General features: G+C 66.1%; 19 protein-coding genes. 5 read left to right on the top strand and 14 right to left on the bottom strand.

Annotated elements, in window-relative coordinates; genetic code table 11:
• Positions 1-5: 5 nt before the first annotated feature.
• From hypF to ACGFNJ_RS24480, 13 genes are all read right to left on the bottom strand, one after another.
• Positions 6-2,384, bottom strand: coding sequence for a carbamoyltransferase HypF (gene hypF, locus ACGFNJ_RS24540; RefSeq protein WP_393452457.1), 2,379 nt, complete (start codon positions 2,382-2,384; stop codon positions 6-8).
• Complete coding sequence (locus ACGFNJ_RS24535) at positions 2,381-2,623, bottom strand: HypC/HybG/HupF family hydrogenase formation chaperone (RefSeq protein ID WP_393452454.1); 243 nt, start codon at positions 2,621-2,623, stop codon at positions 2,381-2,383. Before ACGFNJ_RS24535 ends, hypF begins: the two co-directional genes overlap by 4 nt.
• An 11-nt stretch (positions 2,624-2,634) precedes the next feature.
• Positions 2,635-3,117, bottom strand: a complete 483-nt coding sequence (locus tag ACGFNJ_RS24530) for a hydrogenase maturation protease (protein WP_393452451.1) — start codon at positions 3,115-3,117, stop codon at positions 2,635-2,637.
• A gap of 45 nt (positions 3,118-3,162) precedes the next feature.
• Positions 3,163-3,282, bottom strand: a complete 120-nt coding sequence (locus ACGFNJ_RS24525) for a DUF6893 family small protein (protein ID WP_393452448.1) — start codon at positions 3,280-3,282, stop codon at positions 3,163-3,165.
• Positions 3,283-3,327: 45 nt separating this feature from the next.
• Entirely contained in the window at positions 3,328-4,653 is a 1,326-nt protein-coding gene (locus ACGFNJ_RS24520) for a hypothetical protein (protein WP_393452445.1), read from the bottom strand.
• Positions 4,653-5,306 carry a DUF6084 family protein gene (locus ACGFNJ_RS24515; RefSeq protein WP_393454120.1) on the bottom strand — a complete coding sequence of 218 codons (654 nt, stop codon included), beginning with the start codon at positions 5,304-5,306 and terminating at the stop codon, positions 4,653-4,655. Before ACGFNJ_RS24515 ends, ACGFNJ_RS24520 begins: the two co-directional genes overlap by 1 nt.
• Positions 5,307-5,320: 14 nt before the next feature.
• A complete protein-coding gene (locus tag ACGFNJ_RS24510; protein ID WP_393452442.1) occupies positions 5,321-5,956 on the bottom strand; it encodes a DUF5947 family protein in 636 nt (211 codons plus the stop codon).
• On the bottom strand, positions 5,953-6,903 hold the full coding sequence (locus ACGFNJ_RS24505; RefSeq protein WP_393452439.1) for a NifU family protein: 951 nt from the start codon (positions 6,901-6,903) through the stop codon (positions 5,953-5,955). The genes ACGFNJ_RS24510 and ACGFNJ_RS24505 overlap by 4 nt, the downstream gene beginning before the upstream one ends.
• 27 nt (positions 6,904-6,930) lie before the next feature.
• Positions 6,931-8,727 (bottom strand): nickel-dependent hydrogenase large subunit, encoded by a 1,797-nt coding sequence (locus ACGFNJ_RS24500; RefSeq protein ID WP_069160121.1) that lies wholly within the window; start codon positions 8,725-8,727, stop codon positions 6,931-6,933.
• Positions 8,728-8,738: 11 nt separating this feature from the next.
• Entirely contained in the window at positions 8,739-9,794 is a 1,056-nt protein-coding gene (locus tag ACGFNJ_RS24495) for a hydrogenase expression protein HypE (RefSeq protein ID WP_393452434.1), read from the bottom strand.
• A gap of 81 nt (positions 9,795-9,875) precedes the next feature.
• On the bottom strand, positions 9,876-10,730 hold the full coding sequence (hypB, locus tag ACGFNJ_RS24490; protein WP_393452431.1) for a hydrogenase nickel incorporation protein HypB: 855 nt from the start codon (positions 10,728-10,730) through the stop codon (positions 9,876-9,878).
• Entirely contained in the window at positions 10,688-11,062 is a 375-nt protein-coding gene (hypA, locus tag ACGFNJ_RS24485; RefSeq protein ID WP_069160124.1) for a hydrogenase maturation nickel metallochaperone HypA, read from the bottom strand. Before hypA ends, hypB begins: the two co-directional genes overlap by 43 nt.
• A 68-nt stretch (positions 11,063-11,130) precedes the next feature.
• A complete protein-coding gene (locus tag ACGFNJ_RS24480) occupies positions 11,131-11,778 on the bottom strand; it encodes a TetR/AcrR family transcriptional regulator C-terminal domain-containing protein (protein WP_393452427.1) in 648 nt (215 codons plus the stop codon).
• 93 nt (positions 11,779-11,871) lie between these two features.
• On the opposite strand from ACGFNJ_RS24480, the gene ACGFNJ_RS24475 reads away from it, so the two are divergent.
• The 5 genes from ACGFNJ_RS24475 to ACGFNJ_RS24455 all read left to right on the top strand — a co-directional run bounded on the left by ACGFNJ_RS24475 (position 11,872) and on the right by ACGFNJ_RS24455 (position 17,979).
• Positions 11,872-13,341 carry an FAD-dependent monooxygenase gene (locus ACGFNJ_RS24475; RefSeq protein ID WP_393452424.1) on the top strand — a complete coding sequence of 490 codons (1,470 nt, stop codon included), beginning with the start codon at positions 11,872-11,874 and terminating at the stop codon, positions 13,339-13,341.
• Positions 13,342-13,385: 44 nt separating this feature from the next.
• Positions 13,386-13,898 (top strand): hypothetical protein, encoded by a 513-nt coding sequence (locus ACGFNJ_RS24470; RefSeq protein WP_393452421.1) that lies wholly within the window; start codon positions 13,386-13,388, stop codon positions 13,896-13,898.
• A gap of 193 nt (positions 13,899-14,091) precedes the next feature.
• Positions 14,092-14,808 carry a hypothetical protein gene (locus ACGFNJ_RS24465; RefSeq protein ID WP_393452418.1) on the top strand — a complete coding sequence of 239 codons (717 nt, stop codon included), beginning with the start codon at positions 14,092-14,094 and terminating at the stop codon, positions 14,806-14,808.
• A 162-nt stretch (positions 14,809-14,970) separates the two neighbouring features.
• A complete protein-coding gene (locus ACGFNJ_RS24460) occupies positions 14,971-16,359 on the top strand; it encodes an FAD-binding protein (protein ID WP_393452415.1) in 1,389 nt (462 codons plus the stop codon).
• Positions 16,360-16,569: 210 nt separating this feature from the next.
• Positions 16,570-17,979, top strand: a complete 1,410-nt coding sequence (locus ACGFNJ_RS24455; protein WP_393452412.1) for a lipase family protein — start codon at positions 16,570-16,572, stop codon at positions 17,977-17,979.
• Between the two features lie 63 nt (positions 17,980-18,042).
• On the opposite strand, the gene ACGFNJ_RS24450 is transcribed toward ACGFNJ_RS24455, so the two are convergent.
• Positions 18,043-19,188 carry an acyl-CoA dehydrogenase family protein gene (locus ACGFNJ_RS24450; protein ID WP_393452409.1) on the bottom strand — a complete coding sequence of 382 codons (1,146 nt, stop codon included), beginning with the start codon at positions 19,186-19,188 and terminating at the stop codon, positions 18,043-18,045.
• Between the last annotated feature and the right edge of the window lie 29 nt (positions 19,189-19,217).

The raw sequence follows: 19,217 nt of genomic DNA, 5'->3' as shown, positions 1-19,217 counted from the left end.
TTTCCTCATCCCGCGCTGACGGCGAGTAGTTGCCCGAACGCCAGACCACCGTCGTTGGGCGGTAGTCGGCGATGGGAGATGACAGGGAAGTCGTTGTCCTGCAACAGGCGGCGGGTGCGCGCCAGCAGGAGGGCGTTCTGGAAGACGCCGCCGGAGAGGGCAACAGGTGTCGGCGAAGGCGCGAAGTCCTGCGCCAGTTGGAGAATCAGGCGCGCTACCGCCTCGTGGAAGCGGGCGCCGAGCACCGCGGCCGGAACACCCTGCGCCGCATCCCGGATCACAGCAGCCACAACGGGTGTCGGGTCGATCACTGCGGGTTCGGCGCCGAGGTTCTCGGCGTCGCCGATCGCGAACCGATAGCCCCTCGTGTCGTCGACTACCCCACGCGACAGACCCTCGAGTTCGATCGCCGCCTGCGCCTCGTAATCCACCACATGCCGGACGCCGGCCAGCGAGGCCACCGCGTCGAACAAGCGGCCCATGCTCGAGGTCGGCACGCAGCCGAGGCCGGTCGCGAATTGGTGCTTCAGCACGGCACGTTCGGCATCGGGGCAGGCCTGCACCGCGGGGATCGCTGCCGACCAGTCGAGTCCGGCGGCCCACAGGTGGGCCAGCGCCATCCGGTACGGGCGGTGCACGCTCACGTCTCCGCCCGCCAGCGGCACGTACTTGAGGTGCGCGAGCCGCCGAAAATCCTTGTAGCCCGCCGCGAGCACCTCGCCGCCCCACACGGCGCCGTCCGGGCCGAAGCCGGTGCCGTCGAACGCGATGCCGAGAACCGTTGCCGCCGGGTCCACTCCGTGCTCGCCCATGACAGCGGCGATGTGCGCGTGGTGATGCTGCACCAGGCGCACCGGTCGTGCGCCTGCGTTCCGGCGCGCCCACGCGGTGGATCGGTAGCCGGGATGGGCGTCGGCAACAAGGTGTTCCGGTGCGACGCCGGTGAGCTGCTCCAGATGGTGTTCCGCGTCGTCGAAGGCACGCAGCGTGGCCAGATCATCCATGTCGCCGATGTGCTGGCTGAGCCAGGCATAGCGCCCTTCGGCGACCGCGCAGGTGTTCTTCAGGTCGGCGCCGACGGCCAGCGTCGGCGACATCGGGATCGGCAGCACCAGCGGCAGCGGCGCGTAGCCGCGAGACCGGCGCACCGGCAGTTCGAGGCCGTCGACCAAGCGCACCACCGAGTCATCGCACGGCACGAGAATGCGGCGATTGTGCGAGAGCCAGCCGTCCGCGAGGCCGACGAGTCTGGCACGAGCGTCGTTGTCGTCGTAGCAGATCGGCTCGCCGCCGAGATTGCCCGACGTCATCACGAGCACCTGCGGGCCGGGTGGATCGCCGGGCAGGCCGAAGAGCAGCAGATGCAGCGGCGCGTAGGCGATCATCACGCCCAAATCGGGGTTGTCTGGAGCCACCGACCCGGCGGGGGGCATGGCGTGCGACACCTGGTCCGTGCTAGTGCTCGGCGACGGAGCCGCCACGCTGAGCACCTCAGGTGCACCGGCAACGTGACGCGCCAGCAGCACGATCGGCCGCGCCGGGCTCGTCAGAAGTGCGGCGGCCGTGGCATCCACCTCGACTATCGAGCGAGCCACCGCGAGATCCGGAACCATCAGCGCGAAAGGCTTGTCGCCGCGCTGCTTTCGCCTGCGCAACTCCGCGACGGCCGCCTCGTGCCCGGCATCGCAGGCGAGGTGGTAACCGCCGATGCCCTTCACCGCCAGGATGCCGCCGTCGCGCAACACCTTTCGGGCGGCCGCCAATGCCGCTCCAGCCTGCGCGAGCGACTCATCGACTCCCCGTTCGTGATACGCGAGGACAGGTCCGCAGTCGGGGCAGGCGATCGGCTGGGCATGGAAGCGGCGGTCGGCCGGGTCGCCGTATTCGCTCGCACACCGGTCGCACATGGTGAAGTCGGCCATGGAGGTGCGGTCGCGGTCGTACGGCAGACTCGCGATGATCGTGAAGCGCGGGCCGCAGTTGGTGCAGTTGATGAAGGGGTGCCGGTAGCGGCGGTTGCCTGGGTCGCGAAGTTCGCGTGCGCAGTCGGCACAGAGCGCGACATCGGGTGAGGCCAAGGTGCGTCCGACGCTGCTACGCGTGGTGTCGGCGATATGGAAGCCGGTGCCGCCGCGCAGTGCGACGGACTGCACCTCGACCGATTCGACCACCGCCAGTGGGGGCGGCCGATCATGGAGCCGCTGCGCGAACGCGTCCAGATCCGCTGGTGCACCTTCGATTTCGATGAGCACGCCGGAGCTGTCGTTCGACACGCTGCCGGACAGGGCGAGTTCCGCAGCGGTGGTGTAGACGAACGGCCGGAAACCGACGCCTTGCACCACACCGCGCACCACGATCCGGCGGCGCGCCCGGCCCGTGGTCACGGTTCCTCACCGCTGCCGAGCAGCCGCAAACCCGCCAGCGCCGCCGTCGCCCCGGCTTCGTCGGTCTTCTCCACGACAAAGCCCATGTGAATGATCACCCAGTCACCGGGCCGGGCCGGATCATCTTCCAGCAGGCCGATATTCACTTTGCGCCGCTCGCCGGAGACATCGACCAGCGCAATCTGATTGTGGTAGCCGTCGAGGATCTCGACGACGCGACCAGGTATGCCGAGGCACATCGGTTACTCCTCTACTCCGGCGGTGGTCGGGACTGATCGGGACCCGCGGCGGTCAGGTCGGTGAGCACGCGACCCACCGCGACAACAGCCGCAGCCACGGCCGCCGCGACCGGCGCGGACAAACCCATTCGCTCATCGACGGTTTCGACTTCGCAGCCGACCACCACGGTCGGCGGCACCGTGCCACCGAGCGCACGGACGCCGGCGAACACCGCTTCCGGGTTCATGGCGTGCGCGTCGAGGTTCGCGGCGCCCGTGCCGTCCGGTTCGGCGCGGAACACCTGAAGGCGCCCTGCCACACCACGATTCGGCACCGCGTCGATGAGCACCAGCGCGTCCCATCCGTCGAGCAGGTCGTAGGCCAGGTGCATGCCGCGGATGCCGTAGTCGACCACGCGCACCGCGGGATCGGGGTGGGGCGGCAGTCGCCGCACCACCTCGGGGCCGAATCCGTCGTCACCGAGGAAGACATTGCCGATCCCGGCGACCAGCACGGTGGTCGTCAGACCACCTCCGTTCCGAATGGGGTTCCGGCGCGGCTACATATGGCGAATCTTGAGGTAGCGCCGCAAATCCGGGATCGACCGCACGCCGATGTAGGCGGCGCCGAGCACGATCACCGCGACAACACCGGTCGCGATCACTCCTACCGTTTCCATAGCGGACCTTCTTTCTTATTCCTTGGGGCTGACAAGGGTTTGGTGCTATTCCTCTGGACTGGCAAGGGGTTCGATCTCGTCGGGCGCGAAATACAGGTAGCGCCCATACCAGTCGTGCAAATCCGCCGCCGGGTCGTCCTCGATCACCACACCGACATGGGCGTGCCCCTCGACGTCTTCGTGGACGGAGGTCACCCGTGCGATTTTGCCGTCATAGAACAGGTCCTGCGCATCGGCACGGCGCGACGGGCGCAGCCGCACCAGGCTGCCTCGACTTACCCGCACCCCGGCGATCGACACCGCGTCCGACTGCGGCTGAACGGCATTGTCGGCCAGCGGATCCCACCAGTCGACACCCTCGGGCACCGGCGGGATCAGCGGCGGCTGCCCGGCGTTCGGGTCGCGCAGCACTCCGTGCAACTGCTGCATGGCCTCCGGTGTCATGGCGTCGCAGCGGTCGATGATCTCGCCCGCGCGTGGATCGGTGGCCCGGGCCTGCGCCTTTTCCTCGTCGGTCATTGTCATCACCCGCAGGGTGAGGATCTCGTCGATCTCGGTGGAGTCGAACAGCGGTCCCTCGCTCTGCTCGGCGATTTCGGGGTGGTCGTAGAGGATGATCGGCGAGATCAACAGCAGGCTGTGGTCGCCGGACGGTCCGGCGAGCACCGGGAAGCACCGGTCCCTGACGCACCGGGAGACGGCGGCGGCCGCCTCGTCCGGCGGCTCCAGCAGCGAAATGAACTGGCCATCAACGACTTCCAGAATGACGTGCGCGCCGATCATCGAGCGGGCGATGGCGTCACGCTGATCCGTGGCAGCGGCGCCGGTATTGCGGACAAGCACCGTGAGCCGGACGTACCCGTCGTCGTCGGCGACAGCGAGCTCGAGCTCTCCCGCCAACGGGAGCCTCGTGCGCACCAACCGCCCCGCGGACTTGCCCGATGCCGTGGCGATCTCCTCGACCTCGCTCCCACCCGGCGCAGGCAGCGGATGCGTCGCCGCGGCGAGCGGCAGTGGGCCGAACACACATTCGCGCTCCACCGCTTCGTCCCAGGTGAGGTACGAGCGACCACCCGCCTTCAACTCGGCGATCCGGACACCATCCCGGTCCTCGACCGCACGCCGCTGCAACTGCAGGAATCGAACGCTCACGGTGAGGGTGGTCGCCGCGGTCGCCTCGAGCAGGCAGTCCGCCGACAGGCTGGATTCCTCGCCGACCCCGGCGGCTGCCGCCCCGTCGGGGCCGAGCACGCCGAACTGCCAGCGCGACTGGTTCTTTCGCGAACTGGCCCGGTACGGATAGAGCAGGTATCCCTCGTACAGCACGGCATCGGCGACGGCGCGCGCCCTTGCCATGGTCTGCGCATTCATCACGACGCCTCGCTTCCGGTCGAGGGGGTCTGCTCGGGGCACTGCGCCAGCAGCCGGGTCACCGCGTCGTCGAAGCCGAGCATGCCGTGCCTGGACTTGTAGGCGGCGAGCGCGTCGAGGGTCTCCCTGGTGAGGCGCAGCCACCCGGAGTTGGGGAAGTGCGCGGCCATCACGTCGCGCCAGACCGAGACCGGCATGTCGAACTTGTCGTCGCGATCCCAGGGGATCTGCTGCACGCCGAAACCTGTTGTCCCTTTGAGGAATACCGTTCCACTGAACAGAAACAGCAGTGGCACGGTTCCTTCGCGCAGCGCATGCAGGTACTTGGAACCGGTCACTTCGAAGTCGTAGGTGACCGGCATCGGCAGATCGATCTCCGCCCCACCCTGAAAGCCCTGAATCATGGTGGCGCAATGCATCCAGAGGAAGGTCCGCTGGGTGTCGCGCCAGCGCTCGCGAGGGCCGAAGAGATCGGCCAGCCCCTCCCCTTCCTCGTCGGAATAGCGCCTGCGGTGCGGCTCGATCCGCACCTGCGCGCGCAACGCGACCGCGTGCACGGGCTCCTCGGAGAGCGAGGCGATGCCGATGCGCGCGGTCAGATTCGGGGCAACGGCATAGGGTTCGGGCCGGACGTCGAGGACCGCGAAGGTCATCGAGTAGACCGGGCTCACGGCACACCGCCAGGTCGCGCGCGAGCGGACACGGCGGTGAAGAACTCGTCGAGATAGTCGTGCACGTCCTGCCCGCCGTCGAAGCCGCGCCACAGCAAGCGCATCCTGCCGACGAACTCGTAGCAGGCGTCGATCGGCAGCAACAGGCACACCGCCGCCCCGGTACCCCGCTCGGGGATCCGGATCAGCAAGGCTTCGACATCGGCTGCGAGCACGGTCAACTCGGGATGCCGATCCAGGATCACCTGCCACTCGGCCAGCGGCAGTTCGGATTCGGTGGCGCCCGCCGGTCCCGGATAGAACGCCACGGTCCGGCCGAGGGTCGAGTTGTGAAAGAAGAACGCCAACCCCACCGGGATCTCCAGCGCGTCCCACTCCCCCTGACTGATGGTGAAGTCGGGGAAGGACAGATACCGGTCGGGCACCGCGCGGTAGCGGAGCTCGGCACGCTGGTCGATGAACAACAGATAGCAGCCGCGGCAGGTGCACATCAGCTGCCTGCCTTCGACATTCACCACATGCTGGTGCTCGTCGCCGATCGGCTCCGCACACATCTCGCAGCGCTCGCCGACCGGCGCGGCAGGCGAGCGGGTTGCGGTGATCCGTTGCAACGCACGGAACGGCGACGTCATCCACGCACCCCCACCGGCACCGCGACCGACAGTTCACCCGAACGCACCAGCACGGGCAGTGGTTCCAGGTGTCCGTCACCGTCGACCCGCGCGCCGGCATGCACCGCGTCGAAATGCGCATGGCAGGTCGGGCAGCGCAGCACCGCGTCCCCGATCGGATGGCCCATGCGCCGGTGCAGCACGGCGCCCGCGAGCGAGTTGTCGCACGCCGGACAGTGATCCCGGTAGGCGAACAGGTTGTCGCCGACGCGGCACGCCAGCACCACCAGCCCGGCGATCGAGAAACCGCCCACCTCACCGGGTTGCAGTTCGGCCAACTCCGGCACCGCCACCCAGCTGCCCGCGGGCTGGTCCGGCGGTGTGGCATGCACGCGGGAGAACAGCGAGTCGGTGGAGAACAGACTCGCCGACTCCGCCTGGGCCGCAGCCACTTCGATGGACACGATTTCCGGCGCGGCCGCTCGCACCGCGTCCTCGACGGCCAGCTCCAGCGTCACCGACGACGAGGGACATGTCTTGCAGCTGCCCGAAAGCTCCAGCCGGACAACGCCGTCGGCGACACCGAGCAACGCCACGTCGCCGCCGTGCGACCCGAGATAGGGCCGCACAGTGTCCAACGCGGTCCGCACCCTGGTGTGCACATCGTGCGGATGCAGCCCGTGCACGAGCAGCAGGCTCGCCACCAGATCGTCGCGCGCGAGCCGATCAATCGCGGCGCTGTCGGCGTCGAGCAGCCGCAACACCCGCTGCAGCCCGGCGCCGTACAGCTCCGCGACCTCGCGCACCAGCTGCTCGGCCCGCTCGCGGGCAACGGCACCGCCCGCCGCACTCGCGTCCAGCAGCGTCTCGATCCGTTCACCCGCTGTGCGCCAACGGTTCTCGTCATCAAGGGCGGTGTCGGTGCTCGCTGTGTCTTCGTGGTCTCCCTGGCGATCGTCCACTGTCATCGCTCCGCCGCCTCGCTCGACCCGCCTTCACTCGCCGGTCAGCGTTTGGGTCGGCGAGTGCAGTTTCTCCAGCGTCTTGCCGTTGCCGAGATACATGTGCACGCCGCACGGCAGGCAGGGATCGAAGCTGCGCACGGTGCGCATGATGTCGATGCCCTTGAAGTGCTCGCGGTCGTTCTCTTCGAAAATCGGCTGACCCTGCACCGCGTCCTCGTACGGGCCCGGTGTACCAAAGCTGTCCCGCGGGTTGGCATTCCACGGTGTCGGCGGATACGGGTGGTAGTTCGCGATCTTCCCGTCCCTGATCACCATGTGATGCGACAGCACGCCGCGCACCGCCTCGGTGAAGCCGCAGCCGATGCCCTCGTCGGGCACCTCGAACTTCTCCCAGGTCTTGGTGTGGCCTGCCCGGATCTCTTCGAGGGCCTTCTCGGCGAAGTGCAGCGCGCAGCCCGCCGCGTACGCCTGGAAGTAGGTGCGGGCGCGGTTGCGTTCAATGGTGTTGCTGCCGTGCACCGGAATCTTCCATTCGAAGCTGGCCGGGCCCTTCAGCGCGGTCTTCGGCAGGTTGATCTGCACGCTGTGGCCGGTCGACTTCACGTAACCGATGTCGACGAGCCGAGCCAGCGCGGTCGACCACAGCCGGGCGAGCGGGCCGCCGCCGGTGTCGAGGGCCAGATGATCCTTGCCGTCGAACCAGCGCGGCGACATGACCCAGCTGTACTTGTCGTCCATGTCGCGCTTCTGCGGCTTCGGGTTGGTGTGCTGATTCCACGGATGGCGCCGGTCCACCGGGTTGCCGAGCGGATCGGCCTTGACGAACATCTCCTGATCGGTCCAGTCGTCGTAATACGAACTGCCCAAAAGGATTCGGATGCCGAGGTTGATGTCGACCAGTGACGTGGTCACCAGCTTGCCGTCGACGACAACGCCGGGGGTCACGAACATCTTGCGACCCCACTCCTCCATGTCCTTGTAGGCGAAGTTGCAGACGTCGGGATCCTGGAACGACCCCCAGCAGCCGAGCAGGGTGCGGCGCAGGCCGACCTGCTCGTAGCCGGGCAGCGCCTCGTAGAAGAAGTCGAACAGATCGTCGTGCATCGGCACGACCTTCTTCATGAACTCGACATAACGCATCAGCCGCGACATGTAATCGGTCATCAGCTGAATGGTCGCGACGGTGCCGACACCGCCGGGGTACAGCGTCGACGGATGCACATGCCTGCCCTCCATCAGACAGAACATCTCGCGCGTGTACCGGCTGACTTGCAGTGCCTCCCGGTAGAACTCACCGGTGAACGGGTTGAGTGCCCGCATGATGTCGGCGACGGTCCGGTAGCCGTGCTCGTTCGAATGTGGCGCGAGCGTCTTCTCCGCCTGGGCCAGCACACCGGGATTGGTCTCGGCGACCATCTTTTCGCAGAAGTCGACCCCGACCAGGTTCTCCTGGAAGATGTTGTGGTCGAACATGTACTCGGCGGCCTCACCGAGGTTGACGATCCACTCACCGAGATGCGGCGGCTTCACACCGTAGGCCATGTTCTGGCAGTAGCACGAGCACGTCGCGTGGTTGTCACCACAGATGCCGCAGATGCGGCTGGTGATGAAGTGCGCGTCGCGCGGGTCCTTGCCCTTCATGAAGATCGAGTAGCCGCGGAAGATGGACGAGGTGCTGTGGCACTCGACCACCTCGCGGTTCTCGAAGTCGATCTTGGTGTAGATACCCAGGCTGCCGACAATGCGCGTGATCGGATCCCAGGCCATCTCGACGAGGCTGTTGGGTTCGATCTTCTTGTGCGACGGCTCGGGGACGATGGCAGTCATCGAAGATCCTCCTACCAGGTGCGAGTGGCTCCCGTGGTCAGCTGCTCGCCCTTGTGCCGCCAGCGCGGCTCTTTGTCGACCGTGCGGCCGGTGATGTGTCGGAGACTGCGGATCATCGATCCGTAAAGTCCTGATGCGGCGGAAGACAACTTCCCGCCGGGCGGTTCATCCATGAAAGGCATGAACTTGTCGGGGAATCCGGGCATGGTGCAGCCGATGCAGATGCCGCCGACGTTCGGGCAGCCACCGACTCCGTTGATCCAACCCCGCTTGGGCACATTGCATTTGACGACCGGGCCCCAACAACCCAGTTTCACAATGCATTTCGGTGACCCGTACTCGGTCGCGAAATCGCCCTGCTCGTAATAGCCTGCGCGGTCGCATCCTTCGTGCACCGTCGCGCCGAAGAGCCACTTGGGCCGAAGTGCCTCGTCGAGCGGGATCATCGGAGCCTGGCCGGTGGCCATGTAGAGCAGGTAGGTGAGGGTCTCCGAGAGGTTGTCCGGCTGGATCGGGCAACCGGGCACGCAGACGATCGGGATGCCTGCCTTGCTCTTCCAGTCCCAGCCGAGATAGTCGGGCACGCCCATCGCTCCGGTCGGGTTACCCGCCATCGCGTGGATGCCGCCGTAGGTGGCGCAGGTGCCGACCGCGACAATCGCAGTTGCCTTGGGCGCCAACCGATCCAGCCATTCACTGGTGGTCATCGGCTGATTGGTGTCCGGGTTGTTGCCGAACCCGCACCAGTAGCCTTCGTCATGCAGGTTCTCGTTCGGAATCGAGCCTTCCACGACGAGCACGAAGGGCTCGAGCTCGCCTCTGTCCGCCTTGAAGAACCACTCCAAGAAGTCATCGGCGCCGCCGGTCGGGCCGCACTCGAAATCGATAAGCGGCCAATGCACCGCGATTTTGGGTAACCCTGGCAGCGCGCCGAGGGCAATTTCTTCGATACTTGGTTGGGTGGCGGCAGTCAACGCCACCGAGTCGCCGTCACAACTGAGACCAGCATTGATCCAGAGCACATGAATCAGAGTCTCTTCGGCTCGCACTGCTTCCTGAGTTGGCATCGGGCTGCCACCTTCCACAGCGGATCAGGGGTGGGTCTCTCTGGGCTTGAAGAACGTCACCCTACTGTGATCCTGATCACGTCAGTCTAAGCCTTGCTTGACGGCACCCTCAAGAGTTGACGATTTCAGAGGATTTCGTTGCTCGAAAAGCCAGTTGTACCAATGATCTACGCCTTCACCCGTCGAAACCGACAGTGGCAGAAGCTGTATGCCGGGGTTGACGGAAGCAGCAAATTTTCCGCACTTGTCCAGATCGAAGTCGACGTACGGCAACAGATCGATCTTGTTGACCAGCACCAATTCCGCGGCCGCGAACATGTGCGGATACTTCAGCGGCTTGTCGGTGCCCTCGGTCACCGAGATAACCACCACTTTGCCTTTTTCACCAAGATCGAAAAGAGCAGGGCACACCAAATTCCCGACATTCTCGACGAACAGCAGCGATCCCGGTGCGGGCTGGAGAGTTTCCAATGCGCGATACATCATTTCGGCGTCCAGATGACAACCTGCGCCGGTATTGATCTGCACCACTTTGCATCCGGTCGCGTGGATGCGCTCGGCGTCCAACAGCGTGGCCTGGTCGCCCTCGATCACCGAGACAACAAGATCGTCGCCCAGCTCACGGATCGTCCGCTCCAGCAGCGAGGTCTTGCCCGCGCCCGGCGAGCTCATCATGTTCAACGCGAGGATGTCGCGCTCGGCCAGCCACTGCCGATTACGTTGTGCCAGTTGATCGTTCTTCGCGAGCACCTTCAGTTCCAGCGTCACCGTCTCGGTGGGCGGCAGGTGCACATGATCGGCGCCTGGACCGTGGTGGTGATCATGATGCTCGCCGTGCTGATGGTCGTGCTGATGGTCGCCGTGCTCGTGACTGTGTCCGTGTGGAATACGGATCACGGCCGCTGCGTCGTCGCCACATCCACAGGTTGCGCACATGCTTCGCTCACTTCCATCGACCGGATGCGGAGGTCGCGTCCGGAAAGGATCTCGATGTCAGCGCTCCCACAACGACACAGCACAATCTGATCGGCCAGCGCGAATTCGGCGCCACAGGACCGACACTCGGCGGCGCCGGGTATTTGCTGGATGACAAGTCGCGCGCCTGCGGCGACCGTCCCTTCGGCAGCGAGTTCGAAGCAGAATTGCATTGCGTCGGGCACCACCGCACACAGTGCGCCGACCTCGACGGTGACGCTGTGTACGGTCCGACCCGCCGCATGCTCACACACGGCGTCGATGACGCTCTGGGTGATGGCCATTTCGTGCATCGCGGTCTCGGATCATCGAGTAGGACCCCTTTCGAGGCTACCTCCGCGCCCGCGATCGTCGCGGCGAATCAGCGCTCCTGTTCGGTTCGGACAGCACGGATTCCGGCCAGGATGACGCGCAGGCCGAGCTCGAATTCGGCGTCGTAGTCGACCTCGGTCAGGTCGACGACCAGGTGGGCGGTCCGCGGGTACCGAACCGTATCGATGCCGTCGGCCACGCGTTCGCTGCGGTACGGGTTGGTGTCGTAGTCCGCGCCGGTGCGCGCCTGTTCCTCGATGACGAAGCCGACGGTGTAGTGCAGCATGATCGCGAACACGCGGCCGCCGTCGGCAACCGAGAAGTCCGCGTCCTCCAGCGTGCGCAGCGCTAATTCCACTGTGCGCCACATGGCTTCGTCGTTGATGTAGGTGCCGGCGAAGACCTTCGCGCCGTCCCGATACCGCAGCATCGACGTGCGCAGCCTGCCTGCGAGCTCGACCATCCAGTCCTGCCAGTCCACCCCGTGCCGCGGCGCCTCGACCCCGTCGACGGCGGCGACGAAGACGGTTCTGGCCATCGCGTCGAGCAGTTCGCGCTTGTTCTTGACGTGCCAGTAGAGCGCGGGCGCTTGCACATCGAGCGCGGACGCGACCTTGCGCATGGTCAGTCCGTCGAGGCCGTTGTCGTCCAGCAGATCCAGCGCTGCCTGCGCGATGACCTGGGTGTCGAGCTTCACTGCCGCCTCCTGTGGGGAATCTCTTGACAGACTAACAGCGTTCGAGGTTTCCTTAACAACGTTAAATCGCTTAACGTTGTTAAGGAGACGGTCATGGAAAAGACCGAGGTGGTCGTCGCAGGCGCCGGGCCGACCGGGCTGATGCTGGCCTGCGAACTGCGGCTCGCAGGCATCGATGTGGTGCTCGTCGACGGCCTTGCCGCGCGCACCGGGGAGTCGCGCGCCGGCGGCGTCCATGCCCGCACGATGGAGCTCTTCGATCAGCGCGGGCTGCTGGAACACCTACGGCCCCAAGGCCGTCGGATGCAGGCAGGGCATTTCGGCGCGCTGCCCTTGGATTTCAGCGACTTCGACACGCGCCACCCGTACATGCTCGCGGTGCTGCAGTCGGTCGTCGAACGCGAACTCGACCAGCGGGTCACCGAATTGGGGACGACGGTGCGGTGGGGTGCACCGGTGGTCGGCTTCGCCCAAGACGCAACAGGTATCGAGGTCGAGATCGGCGGGCAGGCGGGTCCCCGCAAGATCCGTGCGTCCTATCTGGTCGGCTGCGACGGCGGGCGCAGTGCCGTACGCAAACTGGCCAGCATCGGATTCTCTGGAACCGACGCGACCGTGACCGGCATGCTCGCCGACGTGGAGCTGGCCGATCCGCCGGACGGACCGTTCTTCGGCCACCGCCGCGGGGCCGGTGACTATTCGGCGGTGCAGTTCGAGCCGGGGTGGTACCGACTGATCGTGCAACGGCACGATCTCGTGCTGCCACGCGGCGCGACACTGAGTTTCGACGACTTCCGTGCGAGCTACCGCGAGATCGCGGGCACCGACTTCGGCATGCACAGCCCTCGCTGGGTCACCCACTACGGCGATGCCGCGCGACAGGCCGACCGCTACCGGGACCGCCGGGTGTTCCTCGCAGGCGATGCCGCCCACATCCACTACCCCGCAGGCGGGCAGGGACTCAACCTCGGCGTCCAGGACGCGGTGAATCTCGGATGGAAGTTGGCGATTGCCCTGCGCGGCAACGTCTCCGACGAGCTGCTCGACACCTACGAGTCCGAGCGGTGGCCGATCGGTGCGCGCGTCCTGCAGAACACGCGGGCACAGACCGCGCTGCAACGACCCGGTCCGCACATGGACGCACTGCGCGAAACCATGGGCGACCTGATCGACATGGACGTGGTCCGGCAGCGGCTCGGGCTCATGATCACCGCCTTGGATATCCGCTACGACACCAAGGGTGATCACCCGCTGGCCGGGCGTCGAGTACCCGATGCCGATCTCAGCACCGAACACGGTGCGACCCGCATCGCCGAACTGCTGCGCAGCGGGCGGCCGATCCTGTTGCGCCTCAACGGACACCAGCTCGGCTCGGCCGCCGGATCGCGGGTGGATGTCATCGATGCCAACAGCACCCAGCGCTGGTCCGTCCCCGGGCTCGGCGAAATCCCCGTGCCCGCAGCAGTTCTCATTCGCCCCGACGGGTATGTGGCCTGGGCGGCCGCCCATTCCGACGACACCGGCCTCACCGAAGCGCTGAGCACCTGGTTCGGCACCGACTAGCGGACGGAATCTCACGAATGGCGAGTGCGCGTCGTCTACCTGGCATGAGCCTCTCGCCACGACTGCGTGGCCTGCACGTCTCGGGTCCGCCACCGGAAGCACACACCGACGCCGAGCTGGCGCGGTTGCTGGCGATGGTGCAGCAACCGCGTCCGCGCGGCGGCACCGTCGCCGTCGGGCACAGCCGGGATGTCCATTCGCGCGCTGCGGCAACAGCATTCGTCTCGGCGTGGCGCGATCACGGATATCGCGTGTCGGCCGTGGTCGACTGGCCCGAGGACGCGGCATCCTGGCTTCGACAGGCACAACGTCTCACCGCAGGAGACCCCGATGCGTGGGTGATCGCCGCGGCAGTCCCCGGCTTCGTGCAATTGAGCAGGCGACTCGTGTATTCCACCCGCTGGACCGCGCGACGGACGTTCGGCTTCGCGGCGCTCGCTGATCCACGATGCGGCGCATTGGCCGGGCCCGACGTCCTGGACGGGCTGCGCGGCGCTACCGAGACCGGGGGCAGCTGGGCAATCCGCGGCACCGATCTCATTTTTGCCGCGGCGTAATCGAGGTCTTCGAATTCCACGATGTTCACCGAATGCGAGTTGTCGGCACGCCGAGCCGACCGGTCACAACGTCCGCGCACCTGAATCGGACAAATCATTGCCCTAAAGTAGCTACCCGGTCCAATAAATAAGTCCGCTACCTTCGGGCAGCGGCGCACCATGGGCAGTCTCTCATTTGTTCTGGCATTGATCCATGACCATTACTGGAGGACCCGTGCTCGTTCCCCGTTCCGCACTCATTACCGCCACTGCGGCGACCGCACTGCTCACCGTCATCGGTGTGGCCGCGCCGGCCGTCGCCGATATCGCGTCGCCCCTCGGCATTCACACCGTCGCCGACCCGGAGACCAAATCCGATCCGGAGACCAAATCCGACTCCAATACCACCACCACCTCCGATGCCACCACCAAGGCGTTGATCACCCAGTCGCAGGCAAGGGCGCGCAGTGCCGCCGATCGCCTCGAGGTGATCGCGTCCGGTGTCGAGCAGTTCTCCGCCGCGGCCGCCCTGGCCTCCCAGGCGGCCAACGAAGCCTCGAAGGCCGCCACTGCCGCCGCTGACGAAGCGGACAAAGCAAGTACACCGAAGACGGCCGCCACTGCCGCCGCGAAAGCCGCACGTGCCGGCATCACCGACGAAGACCTCAACAAGGCCGCTGCCGCCGCAGGTGCCGTCGCCACTAACAACGCAAAGGTCGGCGACAATATCGCCGCGGCTCTCGTGGCCTCTGCCAACGCGGCACTGGCGGCCGACGAAGCGGCAGACGATCCCACCAATATCAAACTCGCCGACGTGGCCGCGGAGATGGAGAACGAAGCCCTCGCAGCCTGCCAGAAAGCCTTCAACGGCAGCCCGGCTACCGAGAAGATCCCGACCATCGAAGAAATCGAGGCAGCGGCAAGCGAATAATGATCTGCTAGTTCGCATGCCACAGGAAAGTTCGACTGAAGCAGTGTCGCCCGTCGCCCGCCTGGCCCGCGCCAGGCGGGCGGCGTCGTGTCGGGCATTGACGTCGGAGATCCCTTCGACACAGCTCGACACCGCCGCGCAATCGGCGACTACGGTGACGGGGTGAATTCCAGGACAGGGGAATCGGTGATCGAGCAACGCAGGCTGACCGGCTGGAGTCGTACCGCACCGACCGTCGCCCGGGTGCTTTCCATACCCGACATCGACACGGTCGCACAGGCTGTCGGCACCGCGGGACCGCGCGGCGTCATCGCGCGCGGGCTCGGGCGAAGCTACGGCGATCCGGCGCAGAACAGCGGCGGTCTCGTCGTCGACATGACCGTGTTCGATCGCATCCATTCGATCGATCCCGACAATGGCGTCGTCGATGTCGACGCGGGCGTCAGCCTGGATACCTTGGTGCGGGCCGCTCTACCGCACGGATTGTGGGTTCCGGTGCTGCCAGGCACGCGTCAGGTCACCGTCGGCGGCGCGATCGCCTCCGACATCCACGGCAAGAATCACCACTCGCACGGCAGTTTCGGCAACCACGTGCTCTCGCTCGAGCTGCTGACCGCCGACGGCTCGGTGCGCACGCTCACCCCGGAAGGGCCGCAGGCCGAACTGTTCTGGGCCACGGTCGGCGGCATGGGGCTCACCGGGATCGTGGTGCGGGCGCGAATTCGGATGAAGCACACCGAAACCGCCTACTTCGTCGTCGACAACGACCGCACCGACAACCTCGACGAGACGATGGAGCTGCTGACCAACGGTTCCGACGACGGCTACGAGTACTCGATGTCGGTGCCGGACACGATCAGCACCGGGCCGCATCTCGGCCGCGCCGCCTTCAGCCGCGGCTCGCTCGCCACCCGCGACCAACTGCCCGCCAAACTTCGGCGCGATCCCTTGAAATTCGATGCGCCGCAATTGTTCACCGTGCCCGATATCTTCCCCAACGGCATGGTCAACAATCTGACCACCCGAATCGCCGGTGCGGCGGCCTACCGTTTCTATCCGAAACACGCTCGCGGCCAGATCCAGAACCTCACCCAGTTCTATCACCCGCTGGATCTGCTCGGCGAATGGAATCGCGCCTACGGCCGCCGCGGTTTCATGCAATATCAATTCTCGATGCCTTTCGGCGCCGAACAGCAACTCGCCGAGGCGGTTCGAGCGATCGCACACTCGGGCCATCGGTCGTTCCTGAACGTGTTCAAGCGCATGGGCGCAGGCAACCCGGCCCCCTTGTCGTGGCCGCACCCAGGATTCATGCTCAGCCTCGACTTTCCGCTCAAACCGGGACTCGGCGAGTTCTGCGACGAACTCGACCGACAGGTGCTCGCCGCAGGCGGGCGCCTGTACTTCGCGAAAGACTCTCGCACCACACCGGATATGGTCCGCGCCATGTACCCACGGCTGAACGAGTGGCGGCGGATTCGCGACGCGGTCGACCCGAATCGGATCTTCGTCTCCGACCTGGCCCGCCGACTCCAGCTGGTCGACGGATAGTCACGCCCGCGCGCCCGGTGGGCGACAACAGCTGTCTTCGCCCGCCGGACGCGAAACCGCGTACCCCCGAGAACGCATGCCGCACAGCGAAGAACACCTCGTTGACATTGTGATCACCGCCACCTTACATTAAGGAAACTATAGTTCTCTTTCTGCGAGCGCTGGTGACGGCGGCCGGGCAGAGGTTCGCGACTGGGGAGGGCCATCCCGATGAGGATCCGCACGCACAGCCTCGTTCTCGGCATGATTGCCTGTCTGATCTTCGGACTCACGACGCTGGTAAGCGCGACGGCGAGTGCGGCGCCACCACTGCCGCAGGATGATCCGTTCTATGCAGCGCCCCTCGGCTACGAGAGCACCGAACCCGGCACCATTCTGCGCTCACGTCCGGTGACCGTCGCTGCGCTCAACCTGCTGCCCGTCCGGGTGCAGGCGTGGCAACTGCTCTACCGCACAACAGACTTCAACAACCAGCCGTACACCTCCGTGACCACCGTGATGATGCCGGAAGGACCGGTCAGGCCACGCCCGCTGTTGTCGTATCACACCGCGGTCGATGCGATCTCGGGAATGTGCAGCGCCTCCTATTCGCTGCGGCAAGGCTCGCCGATCGACTTCACCAATCCGGCGGGCCCGCTGACCGCAGGCAACGGTGCTATCGAAATCCTCTTGGCAGCAAGCGGTCTCGCTCGCGGCTGGGCGGTGTCGATACCCGATCAAGGCGGCGTGGACAACCGCTTCGCCACGCCGCGCGAACCCGGCTATGTGGCGCTCGACGGCATCCGCGCCGCAGAACGCTTCGCTCCGCTCGGGCTCGACGGCGCGCGGACGCCGGTGGCGCTGTGGGGGTACTCCGGCGGCGGCATCGCCACCGCCTGGACGGCCGAGATGCAGCCCGCGTACGCGCCGGAACTGAATATCGTCGGCGCTGCGGTCGGCGCGCCCGTCGCCGACCTCTACGGCGGGTTGCGAGCGGTGAACGGCGGCTTGCTCGGCGGACTCATCCCGATCGCTGTGGCGGCAATCTCCAAGGACTCACCCGAGTTCGCCGCCGCCGTCGACCGCTACATCTCCCCCGAAGGAAAGGCGCTCGTCGCGGACGTCATCGGGCGGTGCACCAGCCAGACCGCCCTCAATACGACACTGCACGAACTGATCCGGCATTACGGACTGCCCGACCTCACGCGGTACCTGAACGTCTCGTTCGACGAGCTGTTCCGAGATCCGGTCATCAAAGCGGCCATCGATGAGCGCACGCTGGGTCAACGCGCCCCGACAACGCCTGTCTACCTCTACAACAGCGTCAGCGACGAAGTCAGCACCGTCGCAGGTTCCGACGCGCTCGCGAATTCCTATTGCTCGCAAGGCACTTCGGTCACCTATCGGCGCGATCAGTTCCCGCCCGTGGTCAGCCCGCACGTCAACTTCGCCGTCATGGGCGCACCCGACGCACTCAACTGGCTCGCCGATCGTCTCGACGGCCAAGCGCCACAACCCGGTTGCGATATCCGCACCGTCGCCTCGACCCTGCTCGATCCCGCCGCGATCAACGCCCTCGGCGGCAGTATCGGCGCCGCATTGCTCGCCATGCTCGGCCAACCCCTCGGAGCCGGGAGGTAACCGGGCCGACGCGGGTGGCACTCGGCCGAGTGCCACCCGCTACTCCGGCGAAACCGCCTGGTATCAGGACAGTTTCAGGGAGCGACCGATGATCTCCTTCATGATTTCGGTGGTGCCGCCGTAGATGGTCTGGACGCGAGCATCCATGTACGCCTTGGCGATCGGGTATTCCTTCATGTAGCCGTACCCGCCGTGCAGCTGCAGGCAGCGGTCGATGAGCTCGACCTGCTCCTCGGTGCTCCACCACTTGGCCATCGCGGCGTCTTCGACGGACAGGCGGCCCGCGTTGAGGTCCTCGATGAAGCGGTCGACCAGCACCCGCACCGCGGTGGTCTTGGTGGCCAGTTCGGCGAGGACGAAGCGGGTGTTCTGGAAGGTGCCGATCGGCTTGCCGAACGCCTTGCGATCGCGCACGTATTGGACGGTCATGTCCAGGCAGGCCTCCATGGCGGCGGCCGCCATCACGGCGATCGACAGGCGCTCCTGCGGGAGGTTCTGCATCAGGTGGATGAAGCCCGCGCCTTCCTGACCGAGCAGGTTGGCCCCGGGCACCCGCACGTCGGTGAAGCTGAGCTCGGCGGTGTCCTGCGCCTTCAGGCCGAGCTTGTCGAGGTTGCGGCCACGCTCGAAGCCAGGCATGCCACGCTCGACGACCAGCAGGCTGAAGCCCATCGCGCCCTTGTCGGGGTCGGTCTGCGCGACCACGATGACGATGTCGGAGTTGATGCCGTTGGTGATGAAGGTCTTCGAGCCGTTGAGCACCCAATCGTCGCCGTCACGGACCGCGCGGGTCTTGATGCCCTGCAGATCGGAGCCGGTGCCGGGTTCGGTCATGGCGATCGCGGTGATGATCTCGCCGGAACAGAAGCCGGGCAGCCAGCGCTGCTTCTGCTCGTCGTTGGCCAGTTCCAGCAGGTAGGGGGCGATCACATCGTTGTGCAGCGCGAAACCGAGACCGGAGTACTGGCCGCGCACCGACTCCTCGGCGACGATCGCGTTGTAGCGGAAGTCCTTGACCCCACCGCCGCCGTACTCCTCCGGCATGGCCATGCCGAGGAAGCCCTGCTTACCCGCTTCCAGCCAGACCGAGCGGTCGACGATCCCCTGCTCTTCCCACTTCGCGTGGTTCGGCGCGACATGCTGGTCGAGAAACTTGCGGAACGACTCCCGGAACAAGTCGTGTTCGGGTTCGAACAGTGTGCGCTCCACACCAACCTCCTAGTGACAACCCTGGCCGG

This window comes from Nocardia sp. NPDC049149 (assembly GCF_043197455.1).
Taxonomy (GTDB): Bacteria; Actinomycetota; Actinomycetes; order Mycobacteriales; family Mycobacteriaceae; genus Nocardia.
The sequence above is the reverse complement of the archived record's forward strand: the minus strand, read 5'-3'. Positions and strand labels throughout refer to the sequence as shown.

What these genes read in the sequence shown, in the direction of transcription:
- ACGFNJ_RS24525 (WP_393452448.1), bottom strand. Translation starts at nt 3,282, where the DNA reads ATGGAAACGGTAGGAGTGATCGCGACCGGTGTTGTCGCGGTGATCGTG.
- ACGFNJ_RS24455 (WP_393452412.1), top strand. Translation starts at nt 16,570, where the DNA reads ATGAGGATCCGCACGCACAGCCTCGTTCTCGGCATGATTGCCTGTCTG.
- hypA (WP_069160124.1), bottom strand. Translation starts at nt 11,062, where the DNA reads ATGCACGAAATGGCCATCACCCAGAGCGTCATCGACGCCGTGTGTGAG.
- ACGFNJ_RS24510 (WP_393452442.1), bottom strand. Translation starts at nt 5,956, where the DNA reads ATGACGTCGCCGTTCCGTGCGTTGCAACGGATCACCGCAACCCGCTCG.
- ACGFNJ_RS24515 (WP_393454120.1), bottom strand. Translation starts at nt 5,306, where the DNA reads ATGACCTTCGCGGTCCTCGACGTCCGGCCCGAACCCTATGCCGTTGCC.
- ACGFNJ_RS24475 (WP_393452424.1), top strand. Translation starts at nt 11,872, where the DNA reads ATGGAAAAGACCGAGGTGGTCGTCGCAGGCGCCGGGCCGACCGGGCTG.
- ACGFNJ_RS24500 (WP_069160121.1), bottom strand. Translation starts at nt 8,727, where the DNA reads ATGACTGCCATCGTCCCCGAGCCGTCGCACAAGAAGATCGAACCCAAC.
- ACGFNJ_RS24520 (WP_393452445.1), bottom strand. Translation starts at nt 4,653, where the DNA reads ATGAATGCGCAGACCATGGCAAGGGCGCGCGCCGTCGCCGATGCCGTG.
- ACGFNJ_RS24470 (WP_393452421.1), top strand. Translation starts at nt 13,386, where the DNA reads ATGAGCCTCTCGCCACGACTGCGTGGCCTGCACGTCTCGGGTCCGCCA.
- ACGFNJ_RS24495 (WP_393452434.1), bottom strand. Translation starts at nt 9,794, where the DNA reads ATGCCAACTCAGGAAGCAGTGCGAGCCGAAGAGACTCTGATTCATGTG.
- ACGFNJ_RS24535 (WP_393452454.1), bottom strand. Translation starts at nt 2,623, where the DNA reads ATGTGCCTCGGCATACCTGGTCGCGTCGTCGAGATCCTCGACGGCTAC.
- hypB (WP_393452431.1), bottom strand. Translation starts at nt 10,730, where the DNA reads ATGTGCGCAACCTGTGGATGTGGCGACGACGCAGCGGCCGTGATCCGT.
- ACGFNJ_RS24505 (WP_393452439.1), bottom strand. Translation starts at nt 6,903, where the DNA reads ATGACAGTGGACGATCGCCAGGGAGACCACGAAGACACAGCGAGCACC.
- ACGFNJ_RS24465 (WP_393452418.1), top strand. Translation starts at nt 14,092, where the DNA reads ATGACCATTACTGGAGGACCCGTGCTCGTTCCCCGTTCCGCACTCATT.